Here is a 15,992-nt window from a genome sequence, read left to right on the forward strand (position 1 = left end):
AGGCCGGACCGTCATGCCCTACGATGTCATGTCAGGCACGACATGGCGGACGCTGCGATCCTCAGTGAAATCGGCCGGCCGTTTTTGCCGTTTGCCCAGGTCGGGCTCGTCGAACTTCAGCCGTTCATAAGGAATGGACTGCAGGATGTGCGAGATGCAGTTGATCCGGGCGCGCTTCTTGTCGTCGGAAGGCACGATCCACCACGGAGCGTGTTTGGAGTCGGTCATCCGCAGCATATCGTCATAGGCGCGCGTATAATCCCACCAGCGCTGGTAGGATTCGACATCCATCGGGCTGAGCTTCCATTGCCGCAGGGGATCGTCGATCCGGCGCCTGAAGCGGCGCTCCTGTTCCTCCTCGCTGACCGTCAGGAAATATTTGAGCAGAATGACGCCGCTCTCGACGATCGCCGCTTCGAAGCGAGGGGCAAGCTCGAGAAAGCGCTGCGCCTTCTTCTCGCTGGTGAAGCCCATGACACGGTCGACGCCGGCTCGGTTATACCAGCTGCGATCGAATATCACGATTTCACCGGCCGCCGGCAGATGAGCGATATAACGCTGCATGTAGATCTGCGACTTCTCGCGGTCGGTGGGCGCGGGCAGCGCCACGACGCGGAAAACCCGAGGACTGACCCTCTCCGTTATCCGCTTGATCATGCCGCCCTTGCCGGCGGCGTCCCGCCCCTCGAAGATGATGACGATCCTTGCGCCCGACTTTTTCACCCAAGCCTGAAGATGCGCCAGCTCCACCTGCAGCCGGTTGATCTCCTTGTCATAATCCCAAGATTTCTTTTTCTTTTTATCCTTGCCGCTGCGGGTTGGCTCTGCGTCGGCCTCTCTCGGCTCATAATTTTCGTCCATGGCTCTCCCTCCTTCTGTCACTGAGATATATTGCTGGCCTGAACGGTGCGGTCGGGCTGGGGGATATCGCCGATCAGCGCCCGCAAGGCTTCTTCCCTGCCGTTGAACAGATTGTCGGCGCCGATCGTCTCGATGACCCCGGCACGGGTAAGAATGGCGCGGCTTTCATCGCTGAGATCGGCAATCGCGAAGATAATGTTGCGTTTGGCAAGCAGTTCAGCCACGGCCTCGAGCGCGGTCGCCCCGGTGCTGTCGATATATGTGATGGCGCTTGCATCGAGCACCAGGCATCTGGTCTCGGCGGCTAGCCCCTTGATCACCGAAATCATGCGCAAGCGCACATAATCGGCGTTGTAGAACAGGATGCTGCCCTGGACTGCAAAGACGGCCGCGCCCTCGATGGGACGAGCTTCCGGAAAGCGCTGCAAATCGAAGAATCCGTGCCGCCCTTCGATGCGGCCAAGAAGGCCGTCGCGCGGAAACATGGTCTGCCGCAGGAGATAGGCGAAGGTTGCCGCGATGGCGACGATCACGCCATTGAGGACGCCGAAGCTGATCGCCCCCCACATGGCGATAAGCGCGAAGATGAATTCAATACGGCTGATGCGCCAGATCTTCCTGAGCTCATCGATATCGATGAGGCTGATCGCCGCCGTTGCAAGGATCGCCGCCAGCGCCGGGATCGGGAGAATGCGCAGCGCATCATTCAGGAAGACCAGCGCCGCAACCAGCATCGCGGCAGAGACCAGACCTGCAAGTTGAGAGACACCTCCCGTCGACAGGTTTATGGCTGTGCGGGAATCCGACACGCTGATCGGAAATGAACCGAAAAGACCAGGTGCGATATTGGCCGCGCCAAGGCCGATCAATTCCTGGTTTGCATCGACTTCCTCGCCGGTGCGCGAGCCGAAGCTGCGCGCCGCCACTATGCCCGCACCGAAGCTCACGAGAAAAATCGCGGCTGAACCGAGCACGATCTTATCGAGAGGCATCTGATTAAACGCGGGCAGGGAGAGGGCCGGCAGGCCGCTCGGCAAGTCGCCGACAACGGCGATGCCCTGGCCGCGGAAATCGAAGATCGCCGACAGAACGACAGACACCGCTACGACGAGAACCGGGCCGGGAACCTTCAAGTGCAGCGCACGGACGATCCACAACAGCGCAAACATGGCAACGCCGAGGATGAGCGACGGCCAATGGATCAGGCCGCTCTTGGCGAGCATTTCGACGAGCGGCGCGATCAGCCCGTCGGATTCGATCTTCACTCCGGTGAAGCGGCCGATCTGTCCGACCAGGATCGAAAGCGACACCCCGGCGAAAAACCCGACCAGAATGGGCCGGGACAGGAAGCTCGCGAGAACGCCGAGCTTCAATAGTTTCGCAGCGATGCAGAAGAGGCCGACACCGATGGCAAGCGCCGAAGCGATCGCAACCCGATCGACAGCGGTATCGGCAGGCAAGGCCGCGATGATGGCGCCCATGGCAGCGGCAAGCACCGTCATCGTCGCGGCATCCGGCCCGACGATCAGCAACCGCGACGGCCCGAAAATCGCATAAGCAATCGGCGCAAGAATGCTGGCATAGATGCCGGTTTCCGGCGGCAGACCGGCGATCGCTGGGTAGGCGATGGCGCTTGGCAGGCCGACGGCAGCGACCGACAGCCCGGCCGGGATATCGCTGCGAAGCCAATCCCAGCTGAAACCGCTCAGGCCTCGCAACATCGGAATGCTACCTATCACCGCTGGCTCCTATGCTCTTAACCGTTGGTTCTTCCCGCCGTTGGTTCTTCCCGATCATCGCGCTGCTTGGCCGCACGGTTGCGTCAACTGCGATAGCCAATCGCAAGACCGCGGGTTGAGGCCGCCCGTTTGGCAGCGTTCGCGGCGCGCTGATGAGGTGGTTTGATACGTTGGCGATCAGATCTGACCGCCGATCGCCATCTCAGACAAGGATGGTGACGACGAAGATAGTCTAAACACGGCCGCTCCTTCTGGCCGGTCTGGCCTCGCCCTTAGATCGCTATCAACGGTCGATATTAGGCCCGTTTCGGCTTGGAGGCTCGTAGCATCGTGTAATCTCTATCGGGTCGCGCGCCGCCAAGCCCTTGCGGTGATCGTCAGCGCCTGAGGAGCGGAGCGATTCGATCTGCTAGATTACTGACATTCGGCCGGTTGCCTCGATTTCCCCGGCCACTCAAAAGCTGGCTATCGTAGAGGATCGCGTATTTTACGTCAGCCGCGGGTGCTGCTGTTGTATAGTTTTGACATCTGCTGAGCGCAGTCGCGGCGGGGGCGGAGATGGCGTCGGGAGATAAAGGTTCGACATATCTATCCGCCCTTGAGACGGCCGAGACTTATTTTCCCAACCAGACGCGGCTGGTACAGCGGCTTTTCTACGTTAACGAGCCCTTTCACAGCATGTGTGAGGATCTCGCGGCCGCCGCCCAGGCTCTGGCGCATGTCGAAGGTCTGCCGGAGGCGGTTCGCGAGGCGCGGCGGCAAGAATATGCGGGACTGGTCGAGGCTCTGCTGAAAGAGATGGGGGAGGCAATCGCCCAATCGAAAGTCGTCGTGCTGGGGCGACCGCCTCTCATCGGTCCGAAGTCTTCATAAAGGCATCCGTCATTGTCTGATCCAAGGGAGGTCGATGCGATGAAAGCCATTTCCTGCAAAGTGTTTGGGGGCCGATTCCCACTTGGCCAACTCATCGCCGGCCAAGTCATTGCTGGATTGTCGGCTGTCGCGATCATCGCGCTGCAGCCGGCCTTGCCCGCGCGCGCCCAGGCGCCTGCACCAGCGGCCGCGCCGACACAGACTGCTGCCGAACAGCCTGCTTCGGCGCTTCTGTCGGACGATGAACTGGAAGTGCTCGTGGCGCGCATTGCCCTTTATCCAGACGAGTTGGTCGCAGCAATTTCGGCTGCCTCGCTCTTTCCGCTGCAGATCATCGAGGCACAGCGTTTCCTGGAGGCAAAAAAGAAGAATTCCGATCTCAAGCCGAAGAGCGATTGGGACGGCAGTGTCATTTCGCTGCTCAACTATCCCGACATCGTCAAGATGATGAGCGAGGACCTCGACTGGACGCAATCGCTGGCGGATGCGCTCACCAATCAGCAAAAGGATGTTCTGATTGCCATCCAGCAGCTTCGCGACGAAGCGGTGGAAAAAAACATCATCAAGACGGATGACAAGGTGACCGTCGTTACCGAGAACGAGAATATCATCATCCGGCCGACCGATCCCGAGAAGATCTATATCCCGCAATATCCACCGGAAATGCTCTACGAACCGGGTTATGCCTCTGAGCCTATCTCCTACTATCCGGATTATTACGACAGCTACTATTACCCCGGGGCGGGGTTTTTTGCGGCTGCGGTAACCGGGTTGACGTGGGCGGCCATCGTCAACTGGGACGACTGGGGCGTCTGGGGCGGCCGTTGGGACGGCGGCGATATCGACATCGACTGCAACAATTGCCTGAACGACCGCAATTTCAATGGGAAGCTCAAGCTTAACGACGTCGACTGGAGCAATGTCGATCGCAGCAAACTGAGTATAGGCAAGGACCAGTTTTCGAAGCTGGACCGGTCGTCGATCAAATCCAGTCTACAGAGCGACAATCGCAACCAGCTGCGCAACAGGGCCAACGATATCCAGGCAAGCCAGAGGCCCGGCAATCGCGGTAACGCCGCACGCGCTGAAGACATCCGCAGAAACACGGCGCAAGGTTTGAAGGCCAAGCCCGCCGCCAATCGACCGGCGGCAAGCGATCGGCAGGGAGCGTCGAGGCCTGAGGCCCGTCCTCAGAAGGCCGCCAATCGCCCCGCCAAACCGGCCCAGAAATCCGTCAAGAAAGCCAACAAGCCGCAAATGGCTGCGAGACCAGACAATCGCGGACGCCAGCCAAGCGCTCTCGGCAACCCGCAGTCGGGTCGCCGGGAGGCCGTCTCCTCACACCGCGGCTCGCAGAGCATGGGCCAGCGTCCTTCGGCCCGTCCACCTCAGTATCGCCGCCCTCCAGGCGGCGGCGGTGGCCGCGGTGGCGGTGGCGGTGGTCGTGGCGGCGGTGGCCGTGGCGGCGGTGGACGGCGGTAACACCTGTTTCAGCTCAGGGAGTGACATCATGAGACGCCAATCGACTGTAATTTCGCTCATGTTCGCAGCAGCGCTCTGCGCGTTTTCGGCAACGCCGACGCTCTCACTGGCGCAGGCGGATCTCTCCGCCTACAAGGCGGCGACGTCCTCGCCCAAGTTCGACAGTGCGCAGCTTGCGATCGACAAACTGAAGTCGGTGCTGGCTTCCAACAACATCGACGATCTTGCCGCCTTGCTGGGCCTCAACGCCGACAAGCTCCGTTCAAGCAACGAGGCGATGATCGCATACGGATTGATCCGCGAGGGCGCAGAGCGCCAAGTGGTTCTGAAGGATCTCGGCAATCTGAAGGTCGCTGCGATCGGCGATCGGCTTTGGCCGCTGCCGTTTCCGCTGACCGAAGACAAGGATGGCAAATGGTTCTTCGATACTCAGCGTGGCCTTGAAGAAATCATCAATCGCCGCGTCGGCGAGAACGAGCTCGCCACCATCGATACCATGCGTGAATATGTGGCTGCCCAGTACTGGTTCGCATCCGAGGATCGTGACGGCGACGGCATCTACGAGTTCGCGAAGAAATTGATCAGCAGCCCCGGCAAGCTCGATGGTCTTTACTGGGATCCCAGCGTATACCCCGAGGAAAGCCCGGCAAGCGCGCTGGTCGAAACGGCCGCTTTCGGAGCCGCCAAACGCGGCGAGGGCTATTACGGATATCGCTACCGCATTCTGACATCCCAGGGCGACAACGTGCTTGGCGGCAAGCAAAGTTATGTCATTAACGGCTATATGACCGGCGGCTTTGCACTGATTGCCTGGCCGGTCAGATATAGGGTCACCGGCGTGCAAACCTTCATGGTCAACGGGATGAGCGTCATCTATCAGCGCGATCTGGGCCCAACAACGGAAGAGCGCGCCGCAGCTATCAAGGATTTCAATCCGGACGCAAACTGGATCGTGGTGAAAGATTGAGGCTCCAGCCGGCGGTGCCCTGCATCGCCGGCTTCGTGCGCGGGGCAGCTGCCATGGCGCGATTTGAGTATCGCCTCTCGCCCGTGACCTCGCGCCCCAGCCATTGCGGCAGGCTGAACCGGTCATCCTCGCTCGCCATTTCGATTTCGGCGAGCGTCAATCCCTGGTAAGCGCCGGCGAATACGTCCACCTCCCAGCTCCGGCCGTCATGCAGGACGCGGTATCGCGTCTTTTCAAGGACATGACCTGCATGGAGCAGGAGGTCGCGTGCCTCCTCGACCGGAATGTCATACTCAAATTCCTCGCGGGCGAGGCCTGGCGAGCGGAATTTGATCGTCAGGCGCGCGGAATGCCCGTCGATCAGGCGGACGCGTATGCAGTTCTGATCGAGGCAGAGATAGGCCTGCTGCAGAACGTGCGGCTCGTCGGCGCAAGCGCGCCAACTGTCGTCCCGGACCAGGAACTTTCGCTCGATCTCTATCGCTTTCAATAGGATATTCCCTCGCTCACGCCTGCTCGCTGCCGTCAATCGACGGGGGGTTCCCAGGTGAGGAAGAAGCCGACATCTCCCGGCATGCCGTCAGGGAAATTGATGATCATCGCCTTGAGCCCGTAGCCTTGCGGCTTGGCGACCTCCTCGAACAGTCCATGCAGTTCCTTCGCCTTTCCCTGTAGCGTCTTCTGCCACCCAGGAAGGTTATTGTTGATGGCCCGGCCGCTGTCCGTGCAGAACGTCGATGGAAAGCTGTAGATCAGCGCCTCGTATTTGCCGTCCGCGGCCGCCTTCATCACGAGGCGTTTGATGACAGCGCGCTCCGCTTCTCCGATCTGCTTGCGGAAGAAATCCTCGACGAAGTCAGCATGCTTCTTCGCTTCGCGCGACTTGATCTTTTCGCTGCGCTCGATTTCCAGAAGCTGGAGTTCCAAAGCGCGTTTGCGCAAGTCCTCAGCGCTCGTCATGGATGATGTGGACGCTTCGGGTGATGTCATCGTCGCCTCCTCCAGAATGTTTAGGCGATGATAGAGCGCACGGAGTGACGATGGCAGTAAAATACATGTCCGCGCCGGTAGGATACGGTATCCTACGCTGATCAGGGTTATACTGGCCTGCATTGGCTGTTGGCGACCATCGACTAAGGTGATCCTTAATTAGCACATTCTTGCAAATCGCATTGCCGTTATGCCTACTCGGGTCTATCGTCGGTGGCTAATACTGCAGGTTGATCGCAATCGGAGTCTTGGGGGAGCCGATGCAAAATGCAGGCGCTGACAGGGCAGGCAGCGACATTTCTTCACCCGAAGAGGTGCAGCAGCAACTTGAGCGTATTCTGTCCAGTCCGGAGTTTCGTCTTCCGGAGCGGGCAGGAAGATTCCTTGAATTCGTGGTGACCGAGACGCTTGCCGGCCATCGCGACTACCTGAAGGCATTTACCATCGCACAGGCCGTTTTCGGCCGAGATGCAAGTTTCGATGCTCAGCAGGATCCGTGTGTCCGTATCGAAGCAGGACGACTGCGCAGGGAACTGGAACATTATTACCTGACCGCCGGAGCCAGCGACCGGGTTATCATCACAATTCCCAGAGGCGGCTATGCGCCCATCTTCGAGGTAAGGCGAGGAGCCGAGCCTGCAGAAAGGCTGCAAACGGGACAGTCCGCTGAGCTGCGGCCCTCCCCAGACTATACGCAGCAGGTCCCTCCGGCAGCGGATGGGCGCCGCCGGGACAAGGCGGACCGGCGTGTGTCATGGCCCCGATATTGGCTCGCTGGAGGCGCGGTGGTCGTGTTTGCCGCCGCTGTCGCGGCGCTTCAGCATGCGAGGCTGTTCGATACCGGGAAAGAAATGCCGTCCGGAGCTGTCGGCCGCCCAATCATCGTCGTCGAGCGCTTCGAAAGCGCCTCCGGCAGCGGGGTAGCATCCGGCATCTCCCAGGGCATCACCGACGACATCATCGAAAAACTGGTTCCCTTCAACGATATCGTCGTCGCCGCCGTTCTGCCGCGCAATCGCGATGGTCAGTTGTCGTCGCAACCGATCTATGCCTTGCAAGGCAGTATCAGGCTGGAAGGCGAAACGCTGCGCTCGACGGCCCGGCTTGTGCGGCGAGCCGATGGGACCGTCATCTGGGCCAATAATTACGACGCCGACATGAAAGTCCAGGGTCTCCTGCAAACGCAGGCAAGTCTTGCCGAGGACATTGCGACGGCGGTTGCGCGACCGTTCGGCGTGATATTTCAGGCGGACACCGCCAGCATCGCAGGAAACGCAGACGCGTTTTCCTGCATCCTGTCCTACTACAGCTACCGGAGCGAAATGACCCCGCAGGCGCAGGAAACGGCAAAATCCTGCCTGAAGCATGCTGCCGAAAAGATGCCCGATGATTCCAATATCGCGGCATTTCTTTCGCTCACCTATCTCGACGAATTCCGCTTTCCATATCAGCTGGACACGAAACCGACCGCTGCCACGCTGGCAACTGCCAAGGAGCTAGCCGAACGAGCCGTGCGGCTCGATCCGAAGAATGCCCGAGCTCTGCAGGCGTTGATGCTTGCCAATTTTTTCGGCAATGACCCGACCGAGGCCCTCCGCGCCGGTGAAGCGGCCTACGCCAGCAATTCGAACGACACGGAAGTTGCCGGCGAATACGGCCTGCGCCTGGCAATGTCGGGGAATTGGGAGAGGGGCTGCGATCTGATTTCGCAGGCGGTCAGCAAGAATGCGGGACCGCAGGGATATTATGAAGTTGGGATGGCGCTTTGTGCCTTCATGCGGGGCGATACCCAGGCTGCCGAATTGTGGTCCCGCATGTCGGACCTCAACTACAATCCGATGCATCGCCTCGTCCTGCTTTCGATCCTCGGCACCCTCGGAAAATCGGCGGAGGCAAAGGAGCAAATCGACTGGATCGAGGCCCGATCGCCCGCCTTGATCCTTAATGTCCGGCGTGAGGTCGTCCGGCGGCTGGCAAGGATCGAGGACCAGGAACGTTTTTTTGCCGGATTGGAGGCTGCCGGCCTGCCCGTTCCAAACGACCGGCCGGCGAATTGACGGCGGTGTGCGACCGGCTGTCCTCGCCATCGGCCAAACGAAGCGCAGGGTGCTGTTACCTGTAACATACAGGATCATACATGCCTGCGGCTTCGTCTTTGGCCCAATCTCTTCCATGCAGGACCGGGTCAGCCCCCGGCAGCATGCGTCAGGGTGGGGAGCAGTGTGAACATAAGCAACATGCGCGGCAGTCAGGCCGCTTTTCGGCAGACGCTGCGACGGCTTCTGATCTGCGTTACGATGATGTGCCTGTCAGGCTGCGGCGGGCATCCCAAAGGCGTGCTGACCCCGGTCGCAGAGACTGCTCCTCGCGCCGATCGCGTTGACATGCTGGTCGCCACGACGCGAAGCCGCTCGCCTGTTCCCGGAGAGATGTTCAGCGGCGAGCGCGCCCGCCAGCCCACCTTTGCCGATATCACCGTATCGATTCCGCCTGGCCGCAAAGCCGGTGAAGTCGCCTGGCCGAAGAAGTTGCCGTCCAACCCCAAGACCGATTTTGCGACGCTCAAGGCAACGGAGTTGGATGTCGACGCCGCAAAGGCCTGGCTCAGCGCCAGCGTGCGTAAAAGCCCCGACAGGAGCGTTTTCGTCTTCATCCACGGCTACAACACCCGCTTCGAGGACTCCGTCTACCGTTTTGCCCAGATCGTTCATGATTCCGGCGTGCACAGCGCGCCGGTGCTGGTGACATGGCCCTCGCGCGGGCGGCTGCTCGCCTATGGTTATGATCGGGAGAGTACCAATTACACCCGCAATGCGCTGGAGAAGCTGTTTCAGTATCTCTACCATGATCCGGAGATCAAGGAAGTCTCGATCCTTGCCCATTCGATGGGCAATTGGCTTGCCATGGAAGGCCTGCGGCAGATGGCGATCCGCAATGGCCGCCTGCCAGCGAAATTCAAGAATGTCATGCTCGCGGCTCCCGACGTCGATGTCGACGTGTTCCGCCAGCAGATCGCCGACATGGGAAAGCAGCATCCCCAATTCACCCTCTTCGTATCGCGTGATGATAAGGCGCTCGCCGTCTCCCGAAGGGTCTGGGGCGATGTCGCCCGTCTCGGCTCAATCGATCCGGAACAGGCGCCTTACAAGCAGGAGCTCGAGGAATACGACATCAATGTCATCGACCTGACGAAGGTGAAGACCAGCGACCGGCTCAACCACGCCAAATTCGCAGCCTCGCCCGCGATCGTCCAGCTGATCGGCGCCCGGATTTCGGAAGGACAGACGCTGACCGACAGCCGCGTCGGCCTCGGCGAGAGAATTCTTGCGGCGACGACTGAAACGGCGGCCGCCGCGGGCAGTGCTGCGGGCCTGGTACTGGCGGCGCCTGCCGCCGTCGTCGATCAGGACACACGCGACGCCTATGCCGCCGATGTCAGCGCGGTTGCCGGGCCCGGCGGCAAGTCGAAACCGGCATGTGGCAATGCGTTCAGGACGGAATGCCGGCCATAGGGCGCCGTATTCGATACTCGGGATTGGGAGGGATCATGCCGATAGTATCACCAAGGAATGGTCTTCGCACGCTGCTCCTGGCGGTGATGGCATCCCTCGCCGCCGCACTGACGGCCATTCCCGCGATGTCGCAGACGCCGCCGGCCGGACTGCCGGCCGAACGGATCGAGCAGTTCATAACCCTGTCCACCGATCCTGCGGTGCAGGACTGGCTGAAGCAGCAGGCGGCGGCAAAAGTAGCTGCCGAAACAGGCGAGGCGAAGCCAACCGATCCCTCTTTCGCCGAATTCGCCACACGCTTCCGCCGGCATTCCTCCGATCTGATGAATGCTGCGACCTCGTTTCCATCTCAGCTGATGGCTGCTGCGGCCGTGCTCGAGCGTGATATCCAGGCGAACGGCGGCACCCGGCCCGTAGTGCTCTTGATCGCCTTCATGGCGGCAGGTTTTGCCGCCCAATGGTTTTTCCGGCGGATCAGCGGCGGCTGGCGCGCCTGGATGGAGCGGGCGCCCTTTTCGACTGTCCGGGAGCGGCTTGTCCTTCTCGGCGCCAAGCTTCTCTGGGAAGCATGCCATGTGCTGGCTTTCGCGCTCGGCAGCATCGGCTTTTTCCTCGTCTTCGACTGGCCGCCGCTCGTTCGCGAAATCGTCGTCGGCTACCTCTTCGCATTCGTCGCCTTCCGGCTCGCGGCCGCGCTTCTGCGCGCTTGGCTCGCGCCCCCCGCCGCCGTACAGCCAGCATTTCGCGTGGTCCCCGTCAGCGATTCGGCCGCGACTTACTGGGCGCGCCGCCTCGCCTATCTCTGCGGCTGGTTCGCTTTCGGCTGGGTGACGGTGCGGCTGCTTGCAACGCTCGGCCTTCCCCCCGCCTCGCGGCTGCTCGTCGCCTACATGCTGGGTGTCGTACTGTTGGTGATCGCCATCGAAAGCCTGTGGCGCCGACCCGTGGAAGAGCTGGCCGAGAGCCAAACGCCCCGCATCGGCCACACGATCCGCAACTCGCTATGGACCGCCTATTTCATCGGTCTCTGGGCTCTCTGGGTGGTCGGTGCGATGAGACTCTTTTGGATCGTCGCGGTATGTGCTGCCGTGCCGGCCATCCTTGCGCTCACTCGCGTCTCCATCGCAAATATTCTGTCCTCTCCTGCCGGCGAGGAAAAGGCCGAGCAGGCGAGCGTCACCTCAGTGCTGGTGGAGCGCGGCGTACGGGCAGCCGTCATCGTCGGGGCCATCCTCCTGCTTGCCAAGGCTCTCGATGTCGAGTTGACCCGCATGACGATGCAGGACACCCCGATGCTGCGGATCGTCAGGGGCATGCTGAGCGCCGGTATCATCCTTCTCGTCATCGATCTCGCCTGGAGCCTCGTGCGCGTTGTCATCGACCGCAAGCTTCGCGAGACCGATACGACCCAAGAGGCAGGCACCGACAGGGCACGCCGCCGGGCGCGAATCCGTACGCTGCTGCCGATCTTGCGCAACGTGCTGATGATCCTCTTCGCCGCCATTGCGGTGATGATGGCGCTGTCTTCGCTCGGCGTCGAGATCGGGCCGCTGATCGCCGGCGCCGGCGTCGTCGGCGTTGCGATCGGCTTCGGCGCCCAGACCGTCGTCAAGGATATTATCAGCGGTGTGTTTTACCTACTCGACGACGCCTTCCGCGTCGGCGAATACATTCAGAGCGGCAATTACAAGGGAAGCGTTGAATCCTTCAGCCTCCGGTCGGTGAAACTCAGGCATCACCGTGGCGCCGTCTACATCGTGCCTTTCAGCGAACTCGGCGCGATTCAAAACATGAGCCGCGATTGGGTGATCGAGAAGATGACGATCACCGTCGCCTATGATGCCGATGTCGAAAAGGCCCGCAAGATCATCAAGAAGATTGGCCAGGAACTGTTCGACGACCCCGAATTCAAGCCCGTTACGATCGAGCCCTTGAAGATGCAGGGCATCGACAGCCTCGGCGACTCCGGATTGCTGCTGCGCATGAAGTTCATGACGCTTCCCGGAGAGCAGTTCACACTGAAGCGCCGGGCGCTGCGGATGATCTATCAGGCCTTCAATGAAAACGGCATCCGCCTTGCCGTGCCGACCGTCCAGGTCGCCGGCGACAAGGCTGCCGATACGGTCGCAGCGGCGCAGCAGGCCCTGACGGCGCACAAACAGGCCTTGGCAGCAGGCGCCGGCTGACATGATCCATGCGGCCTGGCGGCCTGACCATTACGGCGTTCAGGAAAGGAGATTCCGATGGAAGACTATCACTCCGCTCTCACAAACCACGTGCCCGGCTTCATCACGGGACCGGGCCAGACGGACTATTTGTTCGTCGGCGTCATCGTATTTCTGATCGTGATGATTCTTGTGGTCGGCAACCTCTACTTCCAGCTTCACGCCGTTCCCGAACGCATCGCCCATCACACGAACAAAGTGCAGATGGAGATCGTCGCGGTTCTGGCGCTGATCTCGCTCTTCACCCACAATCATCTCTACTGGATCCTGGGTCTGCTCCTGGCCTTCATTCGGTTTCCAGATTTTGCGACGCCGCTCTATTCGATCGCCCGGTCGCTCGCCAGGCTTGCTGGTCGGAATCCGGCCGAACTCGAGGACGAGGCGCCGGTCGCCGCCGATCATCCGGAACCGGTTCGAGCGCCGGCGCCGGAACCAGTGGCAGAGGCACCCGTCGCCCGGGCGCCCGCCAAGACGCTGCACGAAGAGGGGATCTGATCATGCTAGAATTGCTGCTTTGCTCAATGCTGACGATCTTCCCGGACTATCTCTACAGGCGCTATGTCCAGGGCAAGCGCATCGGCCAGGAGATCACCCTTTACAGCATGTGGTACGAACTACGCTGGGGCATTTCCGCCTGCCTTATCCTCACCGTTTCGTTGATCACCATGATCTTCTATTTCCATCCCTCAACAAAAACGGTCACGGCGGTGTTCCGCACCGTCACGATCCTGCCGGAGGCCTCCGGCCGGGTCGATGAAGTCTTTGTCGGCGTCAACGAAAAGGTCGCCGCCGGCGCGCCTCTCTTCCGGCTCGACGATTCACAGCAGAAGGCGGCCCTTGAGACCGCCCGCCGGAAGATTGCCGAGACCGAGGCGGAAGCGAGGGTCTCACAGACCGAGCTTGCGAGCATGGATGGCCAGATTCAGGAGGCCGAAGGCGCCTTGCGAGTAGCCGAGGACGAGTTGGAGATGAAGACGCAGCTTCTGAAAAACGATGCCGTCGCCCGCCGGGAGGTCGTCCGCCTCACCAATACGGTCGAAGGCCGCAAAGGCTCCCTGAGCGCTGCGCTCGCCAAGAAAGAGACGCTGGAAACCAAGCTCAGCGTTCTCCTTCCAGCGCAGAAGGCGAGCGCGGAGGCCGCCCAAGCCGAAGCGCAGGTGGAACTCGACAAGACAATCGTCAAGGCGGGGGTATCGGGCACCGTCCAGCAATTCACATTGCGCCCCGGCGATGTGCTGAACACCATGCTGCGTCCTGCCGGCATCCTGGTGCCGAGCGAAGCGGGCCGCGGCACGCTCATCGCCGGTTTCGGGCAGATCGAGGCGCAGGTGATGAAACCCGGAATGGTCGCGGAGGCTGTCTGTGTCGGCAAGCCGTTCACCATCATCCCGCTCGTCGTGACCGACGTGCAGGACGTGATCGCGGCCGGCCAGTTGCGCCCCACCGACCAGCTGGTCGATGTTCAGCAGATGGCAAAACCCGGCACTCTGACGGTGTTCCTGCAGCCGCTCTTCGACGGCGGCCTCGCTGATGTCCCGCCGGGCAGCAGCTGTATTGCCAATGCCTATACCAACAACCACGACGCGCTCGCCGATCCCAATATCAGCACGCCGCGCTGGATGTTCCTGCATGTCGTCGACACGGTGGGTGTCGTGCATGCGATGATCCTGCGTATACAGGCGATGTTGCTGCCGGTTCAGACCCTGGTATTCGCCGGACATTGAGTTCGAAGTCAGCTTCTCCAGTTTCCCGCCCTCGCTCGGGACTCTGAAACATGACTTGGCGGATATTAGGCGGTTGAGATTTCATGGAGGGCGAACCCGCGAACGCCCTTCATGGGCTCGACCGTTTCAACGAGGGTCAGGTTTTACGATCTTTAATCAACCCCGCACAACAGAGGCCTTGGCTCCCGCCGCAGGAACCCGTCATGCCGGATCATCTCGCCCGCATTGCCCCCGAAGAGATCGCCATCGAACTGGCGATCGCTGCCGCCGATACCCAACAGACGCTGAACGAGAAGCGGCGCGCCTTTGCCAAGGCCAATTATCCTGATGGTGTCGCAGCGCCTTTCCGCGACAATGCCAACAGGCGCATGATGGTCGCCAATCTGCTGATCGACGAGGCGATGCGCCGCCTGCCGCATAGCTGAAGCTATCTCGAGCGGGTAAACACTCCGACGCCACGGAGGAGCCGCCATCCGGCTTGGTCCGCGCACGCTATATGTGCTGTTTTCCAGCGATTCAACCGCCCACCAAGGTACTCAGTTCGATTCTTTCGCGTCGGGGTAGCAGATAAACCTCCCGCTTTTTGGTATCTGACATAGCGTATTTCGGGAGCCCCTAACCCATGCCTACGTCCTTTTCAGTAAGGCACAGCGCTAACTGGCGAAATTGAATGCGATACAACATGTTGTAGCATCGGGCGGTTTAATGTTTTCAGGAGATCGCCCACATGTCGTCTACGGAAGATCCGAAGCAGCCGCGCAACACTGCGCGCAGACATTTTCTAGGCGTAGTTGCGGCCGCCGGCGCTCGTCTCGCCGGCGCGGCAGCCATGGCCACGGCAATTTCAATCTCTCCGGCCAAAGCGATGGGTCGGCGCTGGGGGCGGGGCGGCTCCGGTGGACACGGAGGTCCCGGCGGGAGCGGTGGCCCGGGCGGAAGAGGTGGCCATGGCGGCAGCGGCGCAAATTGCTTCCTGCGGGGAACGGCGATCCTCACCGATTGCGGTGAGAGGCCCGTCGAGGATCTCAGCATCGGCGATCGCATTGCCCTTCCCGACGGCAGCACCCGTGCGGTCAAGTGGATCGGCCGCCAAAGCTTCAAGAAGAGCGGCGCACGCTGGCAAAAAGACGTCGTGCCGATCCGGGTTTGCCGCCACGCGCTGGACGGGCACACCCCACATTCGGATCTCTATCTGTCGCCTGGCCATGCGCTATACCTGAACGGCATTCTGATCCAGGTGAAGGAGCTCGTGAACGGCACGACGATCGCACCGGTCGCTCCGGCCGCCGACGCCTCGATCGACTACTATGCCGTCATGCTCGATACGCACGAAGCTATCCTAGCCGAAGGCGCAGCGGCCGAGTCCTTCCGCCTGCAGGACAGCAATCACGAGAACTTCTGCAATTTTGCAGAGTACCAGCGTCTCTATGGAGAGGAACGCAACGTCATGACACCCTTTGCGCCGTTGCTCGGAGGTGGCTGGTCACATTTGAAAGCGCTTCTCCTACTCGGCGTCTCGCCGCTGGTACCGATCCGCGATCGCTTCGGGAATGCCTGCGAAAAGATCGACGCGCAGGCTAGGGAACTGTCACTCTGACATGAGGGGCATACGGCGGGAA

13 protein-coding genes and 1 pseudogene are annotated in these 15,992 nt (G+C 60.9%); 10 read left to right on the forward strand and 4 right to left on the reverse strand.

What is annotated here, in order from left to right:
• Positions 1–18 precede the first annotated feature (18 nt).
• Both ppk2 and NMA58_RS15065 read right to left on the reverse strand, forming a co-directional pair.
• Complete coding sequence (ppk2, locus tag NMA58_RS15060; RefSeq protein ID WP_097597056.1) at positions 19–861, reverse strand: polyphosphate kinase 2; 843 nt, start codon at positions 859–861, stop codon at positions 19–21.
• A 17-nt stretch (positions 862–878) separates the two neighbouring features.
• A complete protein-coding gene (locus NMA58_RS15065; protein WP_434713431.1) occupies positions 879–2,582 on the reverse strand; it encodes a SulP family inorganic anion transporter in 1,704 nt (567 codons plus the stop codon).
• Positions 2,583–3,158: 576 nt separating this feature from the next.
• Here NMA58_RS15065 and NMA58_RS15070 point away from each other — a divergent pair.
• From NMA58_RS15070 to NMA58_RS15080, 3 genes are all read left to right on the forward strand, one after another.
• Positions 3,159–3,473, forward strand: a complete 315-nt coding sequence (locus tag NMA58_RS15070; protein ID WP_183699290.1) for a hypothetical protein — start codon at positions 3,159–3,161, stop codon at positions 3,471–3,473.
• Between the two features lie 117 nt (positions 3,474–3,590).
• Positions 3,591–4,955 carry a DUF3300 domain-containing protein gene (locus NMA58_RS15075; RefSeq protein WP_434713433.1) on the forward strand — a complete coding sequence of 455 codons (1,365 nt, stop codon included), beginning with the start codon at positions 3,591–3,593 and terminating at the stop codon, positions 4,953–4,955.
• 28 nt (positions 4,956–4,983) lie between these two features.
• Complete coding sequence (locus NMA58_RS15080; RefSeq protein WP_434710930.1) at positions 4,984–5,922, forward strand: DUF2950 family protein; 939 nt, start codon at positions 4,984–4,986, stop codon at positions 5,920–5,922.
• Here NMA58_RS15080 and NMA58_RS15085 read toward each other — a convergent pair.
• Positions 5,885–6,412: a CYTH domain-containing protein gene (locus NMA58_RS15085; protein ID WP_434710932.1), complete on the reverse strand. Its 528-nt coding sequence runs from the start codon at positions 6,410–6,412 to the stop codon at positions 5,885–5,887. The two genes, NMA58_RS15080 and NMA58_RS15085, sit on opposite strands and share 38 nt — an antisense overlap.
• 35 nt (positions 6,413–6,447) lie before the next feature.
• A complete protein-coding gene (locus NMA58_RS15090) occupies positions 6,448–6,912 on the reverse strand; it encodes a hypothetical protein (RefSeq protein ID WP_434710934.1) in 465 nt (154 codons plus the stop codon).
• Between the two features lie 260 nt (positions 6,913–7,172).
• Between NMA58_RS15090 and NMA58_RS15095 the strand changes: the two genes are divergently transcribed.
• The 7 genes and pseudogenes from NMA58_RS15095 (at position 7,173) to NMA58_RS15125 (ending at position 15,970) form a co-directional block, all read left to right on the forward strand.
• Positions 7,173–8,969 carry a hypothetical protein gene (locus NMA58_RS15095; protein WP_434710936.1) on the forward strand — a complete coding sequence of 599 codons (1,797 nt, stop codon included), beginning with the start codon at positions 7,173–7,175 and terminating at the stop codon, positions 8,967–8,969.
• Between the two features lie 243 nt (positions 8,970–9,212).
• Positions 9,213–10,424 carry an alpha/beta hydrolase gene (locus NMA58_RS15100; RefSeq protein ID WP_097597136.1) on the forward strand — a complete coding sequence of 404 codons (1,212 nt, stop codon included), beginning with the start codon at positions 9,213–9,215 and terminating at the stop codon, positions 10,422–10,424.
• Positions 10,425–10,459: 35 nt separating this feature from the next.
• Positions 10,460–12,610 (forward strand): mechanosensitive ion channel family protein, encoded by a 2,151-nt coding sequence (locus NMA58_RS15105; RefSeq protein ID WP_434710938.1) that lies wholly within the window; start codon positions 10,460–10,462, stop codon positions 12,608–12,610.
• 57 nt (positions 12,611–12,667) lie between these two features.
• Positions 12,668–13,144, forward strand: coding sequence for a hypothetical protein (locus NMA58_RS15110; protein WP_085779050.1), 477 nt, complete (start codon positions 12,668–12,670; stop codon positions 13,142–13,144).
• A gap of 2 nt (positions 13,145–13,146) precedes the next feature.
• Positions 13,147–14,373 (forward strand): HlyD family secretion protein, encoded by a 1,227-nt coding sequence (locus tag NMA58_RS15115; protein ID WP_434710940.1) that lies wholly within the window; start codon positions 13,147–13,149, stop codon positions 14,371–14,373.
• A gap of 185 nt (positions 14,374–14,558) precedes the next feature.
• A pseudogene (locus tag NMA58_RS15120) lies at positions 14,559–14,798 on the forward strand (hypothetical protein); the annotation flags it as partial.
• A gap of 302 nt (positions 14,799–15,100) precedes the next feature.
• Positions 15,101–15,970, forward strand: coding sequence for a Hint domain-containing protein (locus tag NMA58_RS15125; RefSeq protein WP_434710942.1), 870 nt, complete (start codon positions 15,101–15,103; stop codon positions 15,968–15,970).
• The last annotated feature ends 22 nt before the right edge of the window (positions 15,971–15,992 follow it).

Origin of the sequence: Rhizobium sp. YTUHZ045 (assembly GCF_051124255.1) — a bacterium.
Taxonomy (GTDB): domain Bacteria; phylum Pseudomonadota; class Alphaproteobacteria; order Rhizobiales; family Rhizobiaceae; genus Rhizobium.